General features: G+C 53.4%; 17 protein-coding genes. 1 reads left to right on the top strand and 16 read right to left on the bottom strand.

Features of this window, described 5'->3' with window-relative positions:
- Positions 1-86 precede the first annotated feature (86 nt).
- Positions 87-2,021 (top strand): methyl-accepting chemotaxis protein, encoded by a 1,935-nt coding sequence (locus FND52_RS12845; protein WP_144131222.1) that lies wholly within the window; start codon positions 87-89, stop codon positions 2,019-2,021.
- On the opposite strand, the gene FND52_RS12840 is transcribed toward FND52_RS12845, so the two are convergent.
- The 16 genes from FND52_RS12840 to hflK form a co-directional block, all read right to left on the bottom strand.
- Complete coding sequence (locus tag FND52_RS12840) at positions 2,018-3,652, bottom strand: isovaleryl-CoA dehydrogenase (RefSeq protein WP_144131220.1); 1,635 nt, start codon at positions 3,650-3,652, stop codon at positions 2,018-2,020. The two genes, FND52_RS12845 and FND52_RS12840, sit on opposite strands and share 4 nt — an antisense overlap.
- 158 nt (positions 3,653-3,810) lie before the next feature.
- Complete coding sequence (locus FND52_RS12835) at positions 3,811-4,239, bottom strand: hypothetical protein (RefSeq protein WP_144131218.1); 429 nt, start codon at positions 4,237-4,239, stop codon at positions 3,811-3,813.
- A gap of 39 nt (positions 4,240-4,278) precedes the next feature.
- Positions 4,279-5,442: a glutathionylspermidine synthase family protein gene (locus FND52_RS12830; protein WP_144131216.1), complete on the bottom strand. Its 1,164-nt coding sequence runs from the start codon at positions 5,440-5,442 to the stop codon at positions 4,279-4,281.
- Between the two features lies 1 nt (position 5,443).
- Positions 5,444-6,040, bottom strand: coding sequence for a DUF1190 domain-containing protein (locus FND52_RS12825; protein WP_144131214.1), 597 nt, complete (start codon positions 6,038-6,040; stop codon positions 5,444-5,446).
- Positions 6,041-6,049: 9 nt separating this feature from the next.
- The gene (locus tag FND52_RS12820) at positions 6,050-6,448 is read right to left on the bottom strand and encodes a DUF350 domain-containing protein (protein WP_144131212.1); all 399 of its coding nucleotides are present in this window, start codon (positions 6,446-6,448) and stop codon (positions 6,050-6,052) included.
- Positions 6,449-6,452: 4 nt separating this feature from the next.
- Positions 6,453-7,121, bottom strand: a complete 669-nt coding sequence (locus tag FND52_RS12815) for a DUF2491 family protein (RefSeq protein ID WP_144131210.1) — start codon at positions 7,119-7,121, stop codon at positions 6,453-6,455.
- On the bottom strand, positions 7,118-8,194 hold the full coding sequence (locus tag FND52_RS12810; protein ID WP_144131208.1) for a potassium channel family protein: 1,077 nt from the start codon (positions 8,192-8,194) through the stop codon (positions 7,118-7,120). Before FND52_RS12810 ends, FND52_RS12815 begins: the two co-directional genes overlap by 4 nt.
- Positions 8,194-8,892: a PspA/IM30 family protein gene (locus tag FND52_RS12805; RefSeq protein ID WP_144131206.1), complete on the bottom strand. Its 699-nt coding sequence runs from the start codon at positions 8,890-8,892 to the stop codon at positions 8,194-8,196. The genes FND52_RS12810 and FND52_RS12805 overlap by 1 nt, the downstream gene beginning before the upstream one ends.
- A 38-nt stretch (positions 8,893-8,930) precedes the next feature.
- Positions 8,931-9,326 carry a DUF2170 family protein gene (locus FND52_RS12800; RefSeq protein ID WP_144131204.1) on the bottom strand — a complete coding sequence of 132 codons (396 nt, stop codon included), beginning with the start codon at positions 9,324-9,326 and terminating at the stop codon, positions 8,931-8,933.
- A gap of 129 nt (positions 9,327-9,455) precedes the next feature.
- Entirely contained in the window at positions 9,456-10,187 is a 732-nt protein-coding gene (gene rlmB / locus FND52_RS12795; RefSeq protein ID WP_144131202.1) for a 23S rRNA (guanosine(2251)-2'-O)-methyltransferase RlmB, read from the bottom strand.
- A gap of 83 nt (positions 10,188-10,270) precedes the next feature.
- On the bottom strand, positions 10,271-12,715 hold the full coding sequence (gene rnr / locus FND52_RS12790; protein WP_144131199.1) for a ribonuclease R: 2,445 nt from the start codon (positions 12,713-12,715) through the stop codon (positions 10,271-10,273).
- Positions 12,716-12,825: 110 nt separating this feature from the next.
- On the bottom strand, positions 12,826-13,251 hold the full coding sequence (gene nsrR / locus FND52_RS12785) for a nitric oxide-sensing transcriptional repressor NsrR (RefSeq protein ID WP_144131294.1): 426 nt from the start codon (positions 13,249-13,251) through the stop codon (positions 12,826-12,828).
- 152 nt (positions 13,252-13,403) lie between these two features.
- On the bottom strand, positions 13,404-14,702 hold the full coding sequence (locus FND52_RS12780) for an adenylosuccinate synthase (protein ID WP_144131197.1): 1,299 nt from the start codon (positions 14,700-14,702) through the stop codon (positions 13,404-13,406).
- Positions 14,703-14,804: 102 nt separating this feature from the next.
- On the bottom strand, positions 14,805-15,002 hold the full coding sequence (locus tag FND52_RS12775) for a DUF2065 domain-containing protein (RefSeq protein ID WP_125294172.1): 198 nt from the start codon (positions 15,000-15,002) through the stop codon (positions 14,805-14,807).
- A gap of 62 nt (positions 15,003-15,064) precedes the next feature.
- Positions 15,065-16,069: a protease modulator HflC gene (hflC, locus tag FND52_RS12770; RefSeq protein ID WP_125294171.1), complete on the bottom strand. Its 1,005-nt coding sequence runs from the start codon at positions 16,067-16,069 to the stop codon at positions 15,065-15,067.
- Positions 16,070-16,071: 2 nt separating this feature from the next.
- On the bottom strand, positions 16,072-17,322 hold the full coding sequence (gene hflK / locus FND52_RS12765; protein ID WP_144131195.1) for an FtsH protease activity modulator HflK: 1,251 nt from the start codon (positions 17,320-17,322) through the stop codon (positions 16,072-16,074).
- Between the last annotated feature and the right edge of the window lie 136 nt (positions 17,323-17,458).

Below are 17,458 nucleotides of genomic sequence, written 5' to 3'. Positions count from 1 at the left end.
ATAAATTTTTACATTTATTGAGTAAATATTATCCCGCCGATGCCGTTTAACCGGGCAACTCAACTCGGTTGGTATAAGGGATAATTATGAAAACCATTTTCCAGCGCATCGGGCTGGGTACCAAACTCTCCCTGTTTGCAGGCCTGTCATTCGCCTGTCTGTTTTTAACCTTCACGCTGGTGTTAAGCCACCAGGCCAGCCAACAGCTGGAATCGCTGGCGCGGGAAGATTTAAAAAGCCAGACCAGCGGCGTAGTGGATATGGTGCAAATGTTCGACGCCACGCTGACTGAAGAGGTCAGCAACTACACCACTCTGCTAAACAGTTTTATCCCCCAACCCATTACGCGCGATGCGGCGCAGATGCAGGCGCTGAATAATCAGAGCGTTCCGCTGCTTAAAGGCGGCGAGCTGTCGCTGCATGAAAACAACGGCTTAACCGATGATTTCCAGACGCGAACCGGCGCTATCGCCACGCTGTTCGTGCGCAGCGGTGATGACTATGTGCGCGTGGCGACATCGTTGCGTAAAGAGGACGGCACTCGCGCGGTGGGCACGCAGCTCGATCGCGCCAGCCCCGCCTGGCTACCGATGAGTAAAGGTGAAATCTATCGCGGGCTGACGCAGCTTTTTGGCAAGCGCTACATTACTCAGTATCAGCCGGTAAAGGATGAGCAAGGGAACGTCATTGCGGTGCTGTTTGTCGGCGTGGATATCTCCTCCTCATGGCAGCTGATGCGTGAAAAAATCCTCAGCCGCAAGCTGGGCGACAGCGGCCACTTTTACGTGATCAACCGCCAGCCGGGTGAACCGTTCGGCCAGTACCTGTTCCATCGCGATGCCGAAGGGCAAAAGCCGCTGCTGCCTGAAGATGTCCGTCAGCACCTGCTGGCCGATAGCGAAGGTGAACTGGCCTGGCAGCGCGACACGGGCGGCACGTCGCTCATGACCTTCACTCACGTACCGGGATGGAACTGGGTGGTGGTAGGCGAAGTGGACCGGGGCACCCTGCTGGCAAACATCGATCGGCTGCGTAACCAGTTTTTACTGGCAGGCCTGGTCATCAGCCTGCTGTTCGCCATTCTGTTTGATTTCACTACCCGCCGTCTGCTTACCGCGCCGCTGCGCAATGTCATTGGCCTGGCGCAGCAGTATGGTGCAGGCGACTTGCGATCCAGCATCACCACGCGCCGTCAGGATGAAGTGGGCGAACTGATCGCCGCCATCAACAGCATGGGCAACGGCTTGCAGCAGATTGTGATTCAGGTACGCGATGCCGCCGCCGACATCAGCCACGGCACCGATGAACTGGCGGCGGACAGCCACGACATCAGCGAGCAGATCAACAAGCAGGCCAGCAGCGTGGAGGAGACGTCCGCCAGCATGGAGCAACTGACAGCAACGGTTGAGCAGAACGCCGAAAACATGGTGCAGACGCAAAATTATATGCAGCAGGCCTCCCACGCGGTGCATATCGGCGGCGATACCGTGACCAACGCGGTATCGACGATGAATGCGATCCGCGATGCGTCGCGGCGTATCGCCGATATCACCCACGTGATTGAATCTATCGCGTTCCAGACCAATATACTGGCGCTGAACGCGGCAGTAGAAGCCGCCCGCGCCGGGGAGCATGGCAAAGGATTCGCGGTTGTGGCGCAGGAAGTACGGGCGCTGGCGGCGCGCAGCGCCAACGCGGTGAAAGAGATTGATGCGTTAATTGAGGACACGCTGCATAAAGTCACCGAAGGGCACCAGCTTTCCGAGCGCACCCGCCAGGCAATGGAGCAAATTATCCAGCATATCGATCAGGTGAACTTGCTGGTGACGCACAGCAGCCAGGCCTCCCATGAGCAGTCTGCGGGCATTCAGCAGGTGAATCTGGCGATGAACCATATCGGCGAAGCAACCCATATCAACGCCGAGCGGGTATCGCGCAGCGAGCAAACAGCGCACACGCTGCGCGATAAGGGCCACCATCTGAATACGCTGGTGAGCGTGTTCCGCTTACGCAACAGTTAACCGATGCCACCCGTGGCGCGCAGCAGGACGTCGGAGAGGCAGTTCTCCGCCACCTGGGCGTCGCCTCGCGGGTCGAGCATCATCTGGCACCAGGCTTCCGCCGTGGGCACCGAGGCGTGGCGTAACAGCTGCGCCCCGGTCGCCAGCCGGTAAAGCTGGCGGGTTATGGCGCGTCCGTCGGCCTCGTGGGGTTTGCGTAACCGCTGGGCCAACTGTCGCCAGGCCCGGTCAAAATGACGATTCTGGCCTTTAACTTCCTCGAACTCGCCGCTCAGCATCTCCATCACGCCAGGCTGTTTGGCCAGAACCCGCAGCACGTCGAGGCACATGATATTGCCGGACCCTTCCCAGATGCTGTTGACCGGCATTTCACGATACAGACGCGGCAGCTCGCTCTCTTCGCAATAGCCGATACCGCCCAGCACCTCCATCGCTTCCGCCACAAACGGGATCCCCGCTTTGCAGACGTTAAACTTCGCGGCAGGCGTCATCAGGCGGCAAAACGCCCGCTCGCGCTCATCCCCCTGCGCTTCCCAGGCGCGGGCCAGACGGAACAGTAGCGCGGTTTGCCCCTCCAGTTGCAGCGCCATCCGTCCTAAAACCTGGCGCATCAGCGGCTGATCGATCAGGTTCTTGCCGAACGCCTGGCGCTGATGGGCGTGATACAGCGCTACCGACAGCGCACGGCGCATCAGGCCGTGGCTGCCCAGCGCGCAGTCGAAGCGGGTCATCGCGCCCATTTTCAAAATCTGGCGCACGCCTTCGCCTTCATCGCCCAGCAGCCAGCCCAGCGCATCGCAAAATTCCGCTTCGCTGCTGGCGTTAGAGCGGTTGCCCAGCTTGTCTTTCAGCCGTTCAAGGCGCACCGCGTTGCGCTGGCCGTCAGGTAAAAAGCGCGGCACCAGGAAGCAGGACAGCCCGCCTTTCGCCTGCGCCAGCACCAGATGTCCGTCGCTTTGCGGCACGGAGTAAAACCACTTATGGCCCACCAGCCGATAGGCTTCGCCGGGGCCGGGGCTACCCACCGGCTCCGCGCGAGTAGTATTAGTAAGTACGTCCGAACCGCCCTGCTTTTCGGTCATCCCCATGCCAATCAGCAATCCGCGCTTTTGTCCGGCGGGCTGTAAATGGGCGTCATAGCGATCGCTGAGCAACGGTTTAGTCCAGTCGCTGAACGCTGAGGGCAGTGACTGAAGCAGCAGCGGCGTGGCGGCAAAAGTCATAGTCACCGGGCACAGCGTGCCCGCTTCCACCTGAGCATGAAGAATAAAGCGCGCGGCGCGGGCCACGAAGGAACCGCGCCGCCGATCCTCCTGCCACGGCAAATTGTGCACCCGATTGGCGAACAGTCCCTGCATCAGCAGATGCCACGCCGGATGAAAGCGCACGTCGTCGAGCCGCTCGCCACTGGCGTCGTAGCGTAGTAACTCAGGGGGATTGGCATTCGCCAGGCGGCCCAACTCCAGGGATTCGGCGGTACCCAGTTGCTGGCCGATGCTGGCCAGAAGCTCCGCATCCCAGGCGGCGTCTTCACGCTGGACGGCTTCGCGTAGCGCGGTGTCAGATAAAAAGAGATTACTGTTGTTTAACGGGATCGGTTGGTTGAAAACGGTATGAGTTTGCCATTGCATCCTGTTTCCCTCCATAAATCGGCAACGCCTTTAGTATGGACGGCAGGAAAAGTTATGCAGGGAAAGGGATCACAAAGCGGGGCGTGCCGATAGTTTATGATGTTATGGAAAGACAGAAACACCGCCTTTCCATTGTGATACCGGCCTGGTAGGCTGCGCTATTTCTTTGCTTTCCGCTCAAGATAATCCGTCAAAAAGTATTCTGCATCCCCCTGGCGGGACAGATCGTCGTTATATGCTACTGAAATCGGTGTTTCACCGGGCAGATAAAGTTCGCCTACACCATTATTAAGCCTCAGCACCATAAACTGCTTCCCGTCAATCTCAGTCGAATAGCCTTTACCGCCATCGCTGATGGGTTGAACCTTGCAGCGCAATATCTTCATGTCAAGTTCATGATCGATGTTTGAAATTTGCAGCAAAGCTTCATTTTCCGATCTTGGCCCGATACGTAAGGTGCATAGTTTAACCCCCTCCAGGCCGATATAGCCCTTAACATGTTTTGCCGTTTCAGGCCTCGCGTTATCCGCGAACACAGGTTGCACAAACAAAGCAGAGAAAATAATTAATATCACTACACGAAACATAGCATTAATTCTTAGTCGTCTGTTTTTCCAATTAATCACTTAACCCGCAATGTAATGAGGTATAAAGCGAGAGGTATCTTTGGTAATGAGCGTGTTATCTTCACGAATCCCCATACCTACCGCTTCGTCATCAATAACCCAGCTACCGATAAGTGTGTAGCTATCACCGAAGCGCGGCAACGGCTGAAATGCCTGAAAAATAACCGGTTCATCCGCGTAATCTCCCTCCGCGCTATCTATTACATTTTGCTGGCCGTCATATATCGTGATGTTTCCACCTTCACGCGAAAAAAGCGGTTTTTTCACGTAGCTATCTCCCGCTTTAATTAACGGCTTTTCATTATCAAACCAGGCAGGTAACAGATTTGGATGCTCAGGAAAATAACGCCATAACAACGGCATTAGCCCTTTATTACTAAGGATGCTTTTCCATAAAGGCTCGATCCATTGTTCACGTCTTTTACACAACAGCGGACCATTTTCATCACGCATCATCCATTCCAGCGGATAGAGTTTGAAAGCCTGCTGAATCACATTGTCTTGTAAATCGGTCAGGCTGCCGCCAACGCCCAATCCGATATCTTCGATATAGATAAAACGCGTTTGCAGCCCAGCCTGCTGTGCACAATCCTCAAGATACAGAACCGTTCCTCGATCTTCTTCAGTATCTTTACAGCAACATAAATACAGCGGTCCGCCGTTGTTCAGTTCACCAAGGCGCGCAATCAACCTATCCTGAATAGCATTGTACTGATCGGCTCCACGCGGTATAAGGCCTTGTTGACGCGCATCCTCCATCCATACCCATTGAAAATAGGCAGACTCGTATAGCGAAGTCGGCGTATCGGCATTGTATTCCAGTAATTTAACCGGACCTTTTCCCGTCCAGACAAAATCCATACGCCCATATAACGAAGGATCATTATTTCGCCAGCTTTCGGCTATTGCATCCCAGTAAAGCGGTGGAATAGCCAACTGCTTCATGACGGATTCGCTTTTTAACGCCCGATCGACAACCTCAAGGCACATCTGATGCAATTCGGCCGTGGGCTTTTCGATCTGCTCTTCTATCTGTCGCAATGTGAATCGATATGCGCGGCTTTCATCCCAATAGATCTCGTTATCGATAATGTGGAAATTAAAACCATGTTCCTTAGCGATACGATCTAAATTTGGCCGTACAGGGACATTATGACGCAGCATATTAACCTCCCCAACTTCCGCGTGCGCTGGAAGAATGACCAAAGCCGCCACGTGAAACGGTGGCTGCGCTTTTTGATGTAACCTTGCCAGAACCCGATGACCTGGAGGTGCCGGTTCGCCAGGTATAATCGCCATGGTTGTTAGACCAGACAGGACGTGAAATATAGCCGCCGCCGCTGCTAACATAATAATTGTCACGGTTTTGCTGAAGCGCTGAAGCCAGCAAAAAGCCCATCATTATTGGAGACCAATTACCCGTTATATTATCCAGATAACAGTTGCCATATGATTTTTCACACGCTTCACGCGTCAGGTTGGTTGGAACTTCTTTAGCGAAATTTTCTTTTGCAGTGTTCCAGGCGTCATTGCAAACCTGGGCAGAGTTCCCGGCGTTGATACATTCAAGCGGCGATGAATAGAATACCCCATCATCTGGTTTATCCTCTTCGTCGCAGCCGTTAAGCGCAATTAACGCCACACCTCCCATGAATACTAACCTTAATACCTTTGAGCTTTTTCTTTGTGGCAAATGCGTCAACATGGCGGCGTCACTAGGCCGACTTGAGCTTCCTGATTGGTTCTTTTTTTTCCGGCTCATAATATTATCCTACCAGGTCATGCATGCTGCATTAAAGATCCCGCCGGCTAAAGCCGAAGTTCCCATAAATAATCCTGCCGCAAGGTTACGATTAATGATCTTTTCGCTGAGCTTCGGCATATACAATCTTACGCTGCCGTAAACAAGGAGTTGTACAACGAGGGCAATCACACCCCAAATTAAATAATCCGGCACGCTCACTGCATTAATCGCTGCGCTGGAAAGCGGAATTATATAGCCAAGGATCGAGCCACTAAAGGCCAGGGCCGCCGCAAGGTTATCATTCTTAATTAATTGCCATTCGTTATGCGGAGTAATTCTGGTGTAGATAAATAAAAATATCGCGACCATAGGTACGCCAGTAAAAAAATATGTACAGAATGCTGATAAACCTATAAATACTTGCATCGTTTCAACCTATGACCTGCAGTCCACTGCGTGATATATCTACACCTAATGACCAGGAAATTAGCCATTCAGGTTCCTGTTGTTCGTTAAATGTCTCTTCGCCTGAAATAAGTAAATATTCAAAGCAATCGGCGTTAACATTTCGTTGATAAAGCATGCAGAAGTTGTTGAGCTCCCACGTTTCCCGGTCGCTATTTTCAACATTTTCCAGCAAATAAATCGGCTCTACTTCTCTATTTTCAAGCGGATTAAATACGCGTCGCCATGTTTTCCCTTTCCAGTTTAAATCAGGTTTTCCTATGGCTCTAGCATCAATGGAATTATGCCAGGCTTCGCGTGTAGAAATGCCTGCACTTTCTGAATAAATAAAAAATTTTATATCTTCGATACATAAATCATCTATCCCCCCGGTAGTATTTATTTGTAAAAATTCATCCCCGGAGGTGTAATAGCGATAAATATTACACCCAGCGCCCATATCAATTATGCCAGTCGCCGCGATGGTATAGTCTTCAGCGGGTATTTCAATAAGATAGTTATTACCTAAAAGACGAAAATCAACCGTATCGATTTCAAATCCTGCGTGAAGGTGTAATCCAAGTGGCCCTTTTTCACAGGCAGAGCTAGTGTCATTGTGAAAAAAATGACGTACTCGGCTGAATAGTGAAGTCATAATTCTTTCCCTATAGTATGCCATTGCACTTCATCTGCGGTGATTCGTTGATTGCCTATCAAGTGCAACCACATACCTCCGCGAATTACGGTAGAAACAATGGGATTCAATTCCATTCCCCGGCCATTTTTGCAATGGCTAATCCCCAGAACAGTGGCGTCATGATGCTGTTTCATATACCGCATTAGCCCCCCGTAGCAAAATTCGTTGACGTGATGGGGGATCTCAAGCACATAACCCGTGTCTCCCAGCATGGGGTTCATAATCGACGCGACAGATTGTGAGGAACCGGGATCCTGTACTGAACGTAATAACTGCTCAGCGGACAAATTACGGACAACTTCAATTTGGTGGCAATGCTGTTCTAACAACCGGGCATAACGCTCGTCTTCTAGATACGCCACGATGTGGCTGGAATCGCTAACCTGTCCCGCGATAGACAGCGCAACCGTAAATGTCTGCTCGTCGTTTTGCGCAAAAATGATAACGCTATTGCAATTCGCCAGGCCGATACGTTGCTGTTCCTCGGGGGCATTGAAGTTACTGACGCTGGCGAAAAAGACCTGTGCATGCCCTTGCATTGGATGATGTTGTAATTGTGCCCCTGACTCGCAGATCAGTATTTGCGAAAACGTTTTGCTTTGATCGTAAAGCAGCAAATTGATCATCTTTTCCGTCTGCTGTCCACGCCAGCCAACAATAATTAGGTGACCGGAAAGGTGGTTAAAGTTGGACAAACCGCGAATTCCTTTTGTTAAAGCTTGCTGAGCTACCGAGATCATTTTTCCCATTAATGCGCCAAATAATGCAACGCTGACTGGAATATGCCAGAGGCCCGTAAACCAGCGTCCCGGCTGATTTTGCGGGCTGAGATCACCAAAACCTAATGTTGAGCCCACTACCGAGCAGTAATAGATAAAATCACCTAATTTCGCAGTGAGATGCGCTTCACCAGCTAAGCGTAGCGCGATGTAACAAATGCAATAATGAGTCAAAAATAAAATCAGTAACCCCGGCCAGGTTAATCTGGCCAGGTGAAGCTGGCAAAGCTGAATGATGCGAGAAAGCAACATTAGCCGTTACGCTGATTTTTAAGACGAGCGAGAACGTCCTGCGCATTACTTTTATTAACGCCGCCAACGCCTGCCTGCGATAACTTTTCATCCAGGTCGCACCCGTTGGCTATTTTCTCCAGCGATTCTGCTGCCTCCAGTCTCGCCTGGCGCTCTGTTTGCCGCGCCTGCAGGCGTTTAAGCGAGTCGGCTGCAGTCGCTACGCTGCTGCTTGCCCCTACTGTAGAGGTTGTTACCACTTGTTGAGCGCGTTGCATCGCTTCAGTGGCTTTTACGACTTCAAGCTGATGTTCAAACTGGGCAATTCGCTGGCTGGTCGCCGCAACGGCTTTTTCAATAGCATCCCGGGAATGCTCAAAATTATGTAGCACGCTTTCTTCTGACGCGATTACCGTTTCAAGCCGTGAGATTTCCTCAGCAACCTCAAGCAACAGGCTTTCATCGACTTGTTTTTGCATCGCTTCTACGGCCCGGCATTCCAGTGTTGCTTTACGCGCATTTAATTCCTGCAGTTTGTCTCTGCTCAATTTAACACGCGCCAGCAGATCGACGCGTGATTCACCGGCTTTATCAAGCTCGGCTCGCGCATCCCGAATGTGTTGTTCAAGTAGACGTATGCCCTGGGTTTCTTCTATCAGGGTTTCGGTCTCATTAACTAACGATCTCCCCAGAGTGAATAATTTTTTTAAAATACTCATCGCATTCCCTCGTAAATAGATTGACGATGCCTTTCGTCTTATGATTCAGCAATAATTTCAGCGAGTTCCAACGCGTTTTCAGCCAGCGTTTCAATCTCAAGGACAATATCAGCGAGGGAGGACGCAAGCGAAAGCGCACCAAACGCCAGGTAATAATCTTTGTGATTGATAATAGAAATACCGACTGAGGAAAGAGGTAATAACTTCTGAATGCGTAATAAACGATAATTTAATTTATTCACATCCTGAATATTTTCAACGGGGCAAATCACCGTTTCAATGAAAATTTGCTTTGATGTCATTGAAATATGAACAACAAGATCGCCGTGTTGCTTCAATGTCAGTTTTAATGCGTTTTGTATGTGAGAAACAGAATAATTGCAATAGTTATCCTGCTTAAGTGCTGCCTCCAGCGCGACGATTGTCCATGTCATATATAAATCCTCCCGATATATTTTGGGTATGAATATACCCCTACGACAATCCCCTTATTGATTTCAAATTATGCAATAAAAAATAATTAAAAAAAAACCATCCCGGAGGATGGTTTGAATAATCAGAAATTAGCTGCGTTGTCTCACCGCCTCAAACAGGCAAATGCCCGTCGCAACGGAAACGTTCAACGACGAGACGCTGCCCGCCATCGGGATGCTGATCAGCTCGTCGCAGTGCTCACGGGTCAGGCGGCGCATACCCTCGCCTTCTGCACCCATCACCAGCGCCAGACGGCCGGTCATTTTGCTCTGGTAGACAGTGTGGTCCGCTTCGCCAGCGGTGCCGACAATCCAGACATTCTCTTCCTGAAGCAGACGCATGGTGCGCGCCAGGTTGGTGACGCGAATCAACGGCACGTTTTCCGCCGCGCCGCAGGCCACTTTTTTGGCGGTGGCGTTGAGCTGCGCGGAACGGTCTTTCGGTACGATCACCGCATGAACGCCCGCCGCATCGGCGCTGCGCAGGCACGCGCCCAGGTTATGGGGGTCGGTCACACCGTCGAGGATCAGCAGGAACGGCGATTCAAACTGGGCCAGCAGATCCGGCAGATCGTTTTCCTGATACTGACGCCCTGGTTTTACCCGCGCGATAATACCCTGATGGACCGCGCCATCGCTTTTTTCATCCAGGAACTGGCGGTTCGCCACCTGAATCACCACGCCCTGGGCTTCCAGCGCGTGCAGTAAAGGCAGCAGCCGCTTATCTTCGCGGCCTTTCAGCACAAAGACTTCCTGAAAGCGCTCAGGCGCGCGTTCCAGTAAAGCCTGAACCGCGTGGATGCCGTAAATCATTTCACTCATGAAAAGTACTCATTTGAGGCGTTATCGCGCCTGGTTTAATACGTTGCCGCTGGCCTTATCGCAACAATAAGGCCAGCCGGGGGTTACGCGTCGTGGGTTTTCTTTTTCGCCGCCCGTTTCGCTTTGGTGGCCGCCGCGATTTTTTGGGTTTTCGACGACGGTTTTTTCACTTTTTTGTCGGCCTGCTCTTTTTTGGCTTGCGGCTTGCGCTTTTCGCCACGGAATTCGCTGTCCGGCTCGAAGTTGGTCCGCTTACCTGCCTGACGGCGTTTGCCGGAGGGTTTCGCCGCGCCGCCCTTGCGGGCTTTTTCACGCGCCGTTTTGCCGACGTTGCGCGGGCCGCGCTCGCTGGAGATCAGCGAGAAGTCGATCTTACGCTCGTCCATGTTGACCGCTTCCACTTTCACTTCCACACGGTCGCCCAGACGGTAGGTTTGGCCGCCGGACTCGCCGATCAAGCGCTGGCCCACCTGGTCGAAGCGGTAGTAGTCGTTGTCCAGTGAAGAAACGTGCACCAGGCCGTCGATAAACAGATCGTTGAGGCGGACAAAGAAGCCGAAGCCGGTGACGCTGGCGATAACGCCAGAGAACGTCTGCCCTACCTGATCCTGCATAAAGTCGCACTTCAGCCAGTCCGCAACTTCGCGGGTGGCTTCATCGGCGCGGCGTTCGGTCATGGAGCAGTGCTGACCCAGTTGCAGCATCGCTTCCACGGAATAGTGCCAGCCGCCGGTCGGCGTACTGTTGCCAACGTGCCCTTCCTGCTTCGCCAGCAGATATTTAATGGCGCGGTGCAGCGACAGGTCCGGATAACGACGGATCGGCGAGGTGAAGTGCGCATAGGACTGGAGTGCCAGACCAAAGTGACCACGGTTTTCCGGATCGTAGATCGCCTGTTTCATTGAGCGCAGCAGCATGGTTTGCAGCATCTCGTGATCCGGACGATCGGCGATAGACTCCAGCAGTTCGGCGTAATCGCGCGGCTCAGGTTTATCGCGGCCCGGCAGCTCCAGGCCGAGCTCTGCCAGCACTGAGCGGAACGAGGTGATCGCCTCGGTGCTCGGGCGATCGTGAATACGGAACAGCGCCGGCTCCTGGTGTTTCTCAACGAAACGCGCCGCCGAGATGTTCGCCAGGATCATGCACTCTTCAATCAGTTTATGGGCGTCGTTGCGCTGGGTTTGTTCGATGCGTTCAATACGGCGCTCGACGTTAAAAATAAACTTCGCCTCTTCGCTTTCGAACGAGATGCCGCCGCGCTCGCTGCGCGCAACGTCCAGCGCTTTATACAGGTTATGCAGCTCTTCGATGTGCTTAACCAGCGGCTGATACTGCTCGCGGAGATCCTGGTCGCCCTGCAGGATGTGCCAGACCTTGGTGTAGGTCAGGCGTGCATGGGAGCGCATCACCGCTTCATAGAATTTGTAGCCGGTCAGCTTACCGCTGGCGGAAACGGTCATCTCGCAGACCATACACAGGCGGTTAACCTGCGGATTAAGCGAGCACAGGCCGTTGGACAGCACTTCCGGCAGCATCGGCACCACTTGCGACGGGAAGTAGACCGAGGTGCCGCGGTTGTGCGCTTCGGTATCCAGCGCGGTTTGCGGACGCACGTAATAGCTCACGTCGGCAATCGCTACCCACAGACGCCAGCCGCCGCCGCGTTTTTTCTCGCAGAAAACCGCATCATCAAAGTCGCGGGCATCTTCGCCATCGATGGTGACCAGCGGCAGATCGCGTAAATCCACGCGTCCGGCGATGGCCTCTTCCGGCACCTCTTCGGTTAATCCGGCAACCTCTTTCTCAACCGCTTTCGGCCAGACGTAGGGGATTTCATGGGTGCGCAGCGCCATATCGACGGCCATGCCGGTGCCCATGTTATCGCCCAGTACTTCGACGATTTTACCAATCGCTTTGGTACGGCGGGTCGGACGCTGGGTCAACTCCACTACCACCACATAGCCCATGCGCGCGCCCATGATCTCTTCTGGCGGGATCAGGATATCAAAGCTTAAGCGGCTGTCGTCCGGCACCACAAAGCCGACGCCCGCATCGGTGAAATAGCGCCCGACGATCTGGCCGGTTTTCGGCACCAGCACGCGGACGATACGCGCTTCGCGGCGTCCTTTACGGTCCGCGCCCAGCGGCTGCGCCAGCACCTGATCGCCATGGATGCAGGTTTTCATCTGTTCAGACGACAGATACAGGTCGTCTTTGCGGCCTTCCACGCGCAGGAAACCGTAGCCATCGCGATGGCCAATAACGGTGCCTTTTAACAGGTCCAGACGCTCCGGCAAGGCGTAGCACTGGCGGCGGGTGAAGACCAGCTGTCCGTCGCGCTCCATGGCGCGCAGGCGGCGACGCAGGGCTTCCTGCTGCTCTTCGCCTTCAATATTCAGTTCGATCGCTAACTCTTCCCGGCTGGCGGGCTTTTCGCGTTTGGTTAAGTGATCGAGGATAAATTCCCGGCTCGGGATAGGATTGGTGTACTTCTCTGCTTCTCGTTCCTGAAAAGGATCTTGTGACATTTCGATTCCTCCGTTGTCATCTCTGGCGGAAATCCTCGGGGGTCAGGCTATGCGATCCCGCGCTGCGCTAAGTGGTGCGCAAAGAAAAGCCTGCTACCCGTAAGGTTTACTTATTCCACCAGCAGTAATTTATACAGCGGCGTATTCTCTTCAACTAAGTCGGCAAGCGTGTAGTTATCAAGCTCAGTCAGAAAACTATTCACCGCTTTGGATAGCGCCTGTTTTAAACGACAGGCAGGGGTGATATGGCAAAATTCGCTGCTACAGTTAACCAGCGAGAGCGGTTCCAGCTCGCGAACCACGTCACCGATGCGGATTAAGGGTGCCGGTCTGCCTAAACGGATGCCGCCGTTTTTCCCGCGTACAGCCATGACATAACCAGCGCGACTCAGTTGGTTGATAATTTTAACCATATGATTACGGGACACGCCATAAACCTCGGTCACTTCGGAAATGCTCGTCATACGACCTTCAGGCAATGACGCCATATAAATCAAAGCACGTAATCCGTAATCGGTAAAACTCGTTAACTGCACATCAACCTCTGAATAAGGGGGGAACGCGATTTGCCTGGGGGCATAGAGTGATGATAAACCAGCCAGCACAAAGGCGGCTAATTTATTTAAATAAGGTTGGGGAAAAAGCGGAAAAAACAAGAAAGGGGCGTCGAAAACGCCCCTTTTCATCATTATGCGTCGAACGGGTCGCGCAGAATCATGGTTTCAGTACGGTCAGGGCCGGTAGAAATGATATCAATCGGCACACCGGTCAGCTCTTCGATACGCTGAATGTAGTTCAGCGCTGCCTGCGGCAGACCGCTGCGCTCTTTCACGCCGAAGGTCGACTCAGACCAGCCCGGCATGGTTTCGTAAATCGGCTCGATACCTTCCCAGTCATCAGCGGCCATCGGGGTGGTGGTCACTTCACGACCATCCGGCAGACGATAGGCAACGCAGATTTTCACTTCTTTCAGGCCGTCCAGCACGTCCAGCTTGGTCAGGCAGAAGCCAGACAGGGAGTTGATCTGCACCGCGCGGCGTACCGCTACGGAGTCCAGCCAGCCGGTACGACGGCGGCGGCCAGTGGTTGCGCCGTATTCGTTACCCTGCTTGCACAGGAACTCGCCAATGTCATCAAACAGCTCTGTCGGGAACGGACCCGCACCCACGCGAGTGGAGTAAGCTTTGATAATGCCCAGCACGTAGTCAACATAACGCGGACCGATACCGGAACCCGTCGCCACGCCGCCGGCGGTGGTGTTGGAAGAGGTCACGTACGGATAGGTGCCGTGGTCGATATCCAGCAGCGTACCCTGTGCGCCTTCGAACATGATGAAATCGCCGCGTTTACGCGCCTGATCCAGCAGATCGGAAACGTCAACCACCATGCTGGTCAGGATGTCGGCAATCGCCATCACATCGTCCAGCACTTTCTGATAGTCAACCGCTTCAACTTTGTAGAAGTTAACCAGCTGGAAGTTATGGTATTCCAGCACTTCTTTCAGTTTCTCAGCAAAGGTGGCTTTGTCGAACAGGTCGCCAACACGCAGGCCGCGACGCGCCACTTTATCTTCATAAGCCGGGCCAATACCACGACCGGTGGTGCCGATGGCTTTTGCGCCACGCGCTTTTTCGCGCGCCACGTCCAGTGCGACATGATAATCCAGAATCAGCGGGCACGCCTCGGAGAGCAGCAGACGCTCGCGAACCGGAATACCGCGGTCTTCCAGCTTTTTCATCTCTTTCATCAGCGCAGCCGGAGAGAGCACCACACCGTTACCGATGATGCTGGTGACATTCTCACGAAGAATACCGGAGGGAATAAGATGGAGGACGGTTTTTTCACCGTTGATTACGAGAGTATGGCCAGCGTTGTGACCACCCTGGTAGCGCACAACATATTTAGCCCGTTCAGTAAGAAGATCGACAATCTTCCCTTTGCCTTCGTCACCCCATTGGGTGCCCAGTACGACGACGTTGTTACCCATTTTTCAAAATCACCGTTTGCTTAAAAATGGATTCTACCATCGGTTTTGTGGATGATCAGCCCTTTTTGTATTCAAAATTCATCGAACTTGAGCAGAATTCACTCAGCCAATCGTTTTCCTCAACATGTAGTAGATAACGCAGCCGGCAACCACTAGACCGCCGCCAAAGCGGCGTAAAATCGTTTCAGGTAATTGTGTCATACTTAACACCATCCGCCGCCAGAGACGCGGAAATAACATCGGCCCGAGACCTTCAAGCACTAACACTAACGCCAGCGCTAACCAGATTGTTGAATTCATTTTTCTCTGTCCAATAAAAAAGAGCCGGTATTCACCGGCTCTTCATCAGGGGTTCGCGTAATTTAGCGCGCGCTGTTGGCTGGCGTCTTCATATAACGGAAGAAGTCGCTGTCCGGGCTCAACACCATCACGTCCTGATTAGAGCTGAAGCTGCTCTCATAGGCGCGCAAGCTACGGATAAACGCATAGAAATCCGGGTCCTGGCTAAACGCGTCGGCAAACAGTTTCGCCGCTTCCGCATCGCCTTCACCGCGCAGGATACGCGCCTGACGCTCAGATTCCGCCAGGGTACGGGTTACTTCGTAATCCGCTGCGGCACGCAGTTTTTCCGCTTCTTCCTGGCCCTGTGAACGGTGGCGACGCGCTACCGCTTCACGTTCTGCACGCATACGGTTGAAGATCGCTTCAGACACTTCGGTCGGCAGGTTGATCTGCTTGATGCGCACATCCACCACTTCGATACCCAGCGCGGCCATACTGTTCGGGTTCACGACCGGCACTTTGCCGTTGGTTTCCGCCGCTACACGCTCCGCCGCTTTGGCAATCGCATCATCCGCTGCCGGGGTAGTGACTTCATCTTCGGTGCCCGCAGAACCGGAGTTCAGGGCATCGCGCACTTCGAGGGTCAGACGGCCACGGGAGTCGGTCACGATGTCTTTTACATCCAGACGACCAATTTCCGAACGCAGACGGTCCGAGAACTTACGTTTCAGCAGTACTTCGGCCTGAGAAACATCGCCGCCGCCTGTCGCCAGGTAGTAACGGCTAAAGTCGCTGATACGCCATTTGATATAGGAGTCGACGATCAGGTCTTTCTTCTCTTTGGTGACGAAGCGGTCCGCCTGGTTATCCATGGTCTGGATACGCGCATCAAGGGTTTTCACCGATTCGATAAACGGGATTTTGAAATGCAGGCCTGGCTCAAAGACCACCGGCTTGTTTTCATCATCACGCAAAACTTTACCGAAACGCAGCGTAATTCCACGCTCACCTTCTTTCACCACGAATACCGAGGTGTAGAGCACCACCAGCACGATGATGATGACTGCAATCACTGACTTACGCATTGTTATTCACTCCCTTCGCGCTGGTAATCGTTACGCTGCGCATTCGCACGGCGCTGATCCATGATGTCGCCAGCGCTGGATGAGGCAGGCCGGTTAGCGCCGCTGTTGCTGGATGAGGACGCAGGCGGCAGGCGCAGTAAGGAATCCGCGCCACTGCTATCGCTCTTTGATGCCGGGGCATTATTGCCTTTCAGCATCTGATCCAGCGGCAGCACCATCAGGTTTCCGCCCTTGTCATTGACCAGCACTTTACGGGTGTGGCTAAGAACTTTTTCCATGGTCTCGATATACAGACGCTCGCGGGTAATTTCCGGCGCGGCTTTATATTCCGGGAGGATTTTCGCAAAGCGTGCCACTTCACCCTGGGCTTCCAGGATAGTCTGGGTCTTATACGCACGGGCATCTTCGATGATACGCTGCGCAGAACCGTTAGCGCGCGGCTGCACTTCGTTGGTGTAGGCTTCCGCCTCACGGATGTATTGCTGTTCGTTTTCACGTGCGGCAATCGCATCGTCAAACGCGGCTTTAACTTCTTCCGGCGGACGTGCGGCCTGGAAGTTGACGTCCAGCAGCGTGATACCCATGTTGTAAGGACGGATCGTCTCTTCCAGTTCGCGCTGGGTATCGCTACGGATCACCGTACGGCCTTCGGTCAGGATACGGTCCATGGTGTACTTGCCGATCACGCCGCGCAGGGCGCTGTCGGTGGCCTGACGCAGACTGTCGTCGGCGCTGGTCACGCTAAACAGATAACGCTCAGGATCGGTGACGCGGTACTGCACGTTCATCTCAACGCGCACCACGTTTTCATCTGAGGTCAGCATCACGCCGGACGCCGCGAGTTCACGCACCGATTCAACGTTAACAGGCTGGACGCTATCGATAAACGTCGGCTTCCAGTTCAGACCCGGTTCAACCAGGTGACTGAATTTGCCGAAACGCGTAACCACACCGCGCTCCGCTTCTTTGATGGTATAGAAACCACTGGCAGCCCAAATGATCACTGCCGCCGCCGCGACAATCACCACCACTCGGCCACCGATCGGGTTACGGGGGCCCGGGGTTGAACTTCCACCGCTTCTACCACCAAATCCACCGAGTTTTTTACTCAGTTTACGGAAGATATCATCCAGATCGGGCGGCCCCTGCTCGCGACCGCCTTTATTTCCATTTCCCCCAGAGTCGCCGCCAGGCTTGCTGCTTCCCCACGGGTCGCGGTCCTGTCCGTTATTACCGGGCTGATTCCACGCCATGTTTGTGCTCCATATTTGTTATGCGGTGATATACCTGTCCTGCTCCGCACTGTCTCTTTATTGCTGTCTTCACGTTTCCCACCGCATCGCGCTTAATGCCGCCGGGAAGTTGCTCCGTTCGCGCTACGAGACAACC

Origin of the sequence: Atlantibacter subterraneus, assembly GCF_007570865.1 — a bacterium.
Taxonomy (GTDB): domain Bacteria; phylum Pseudomonadota; class Gammaproteobacteria; order Enterobacterales; family Enterobacteriaceae; genus Atlantibacter; species Atlantibacter subterraneus.
This window is presented reverse-complemented; position numbering and strand designations above follow the sequence as displayed.

Bases quoted from the DNA above. Each gene is read 5' to 3' on its own strand.
- FND52_RS12845 (WP_144131222.1), top strand. From the start codon at position 87: ATGAAAACCATTTTCCAGCGCATCGGGCTGGGTACCAAACTCTCCCTG.
- FND52_RS12840 (WP_144131220.1), bottom strand. From the start codon at position 3,652: ATGCAATGGCAAACTCATACCGTTTTCAACCAACCGATCCCGTTAAAC.
- FND52_RS12835 (WP_144131218.1), bottom strand. From the start codon at position 4,239: ATGTTTCGTGTAGTGATATTAATTATTTTCTCTGCTTTGTTTGTGCAA.
- FND52_RS12830 (WP_144131216.1), bottom strand. From the start codon at position 5,442: ATGCTGCGTCATAATGTCCCTGTACGGCCAAATTTAGATCGTATCGCT.
- FND52_RS12825 (WP_144131214.1), bottom strand. From the start codon at position 6,040: ATGAGCCGGAAAAAAAAGAACCAATCAGGAAGCTCAAGTCGGCCTAGT.
- FND52_RS12820 (WP_144131212.1), bottom strand. From the start codon at position 6,448: ATGCAAGTATTTATAGGTTTATCAGCATTCTGTACATATTTTTTTACT.
- FND52_RS12815 (WP_144131210.1), bottom strand. From the start codon at position 7,121: ATGACTTCACTATTCAGCCGAGTACGTCATTTTTTTCACAATGACACT.
- FND52_RS12810 (WP_144131208.1), bottom strand. From the start codon at position 8,194: ATGTTGCTTTCTCGCATCATTCAGCTTTGCCAGCTTCACCTGGCCAGA.
- FND52_RS12805 (WP_144131206.1), bottom strand. From the start codon at position 8,892: ATGAGTATTTTAAAAAAATTATTCACTCTGGGGAGATCGTTAGTTAAT.
- FND52_RS12800 (WP_144131204.1), bottom strand. From the start codon at position 9,326: ATGACATGGACAATCGTCGCGCTGGAGGCAGCACTTAAGCAGGATAAC.
- rlmB (WP_144131202.1), bottom strand. From the start codon at position 10,187: ATGAGTGAAATGATTTACGGCATCCACGCGGTTCAGGCTTTACTGGAA.
- rnr (WP_144131199.1), bottom strand. From the start codon at position 12,715: ATGTCACAAGATCCTTTTCAGGAACGAGAAGCAGAGAAGTACACCAAT.
- FND52_RS12780 (WP_144131197.1), bottom strand. From the start codon at position 14,702: ATGGGTAACAACGTCGTCGTACTGGGCACCCAATGGGGTGACGAAGGC.
- FND52_RS12775 (WP_125294172.1), bottom strand. From the start codon at position 15,002: ATGAATTCAACAATCTGGTTAGCGCTGGCGTTAGTGTTAGTGCTTGAA.
- hflC (WP_125294171.1), bottom strand. From the start codon at position 16,069: ATGCGTAAGTCAGTGATTGCAGTCATCATCATCGTGCTGGTGGTGCTC.
- hflK (WP_144131195.1), bottom strand. From the start codon at position 17,322: ATGGCGTGGAATCAGCCCGGTAATAACGGACAGGACCGCGACCCGTGG.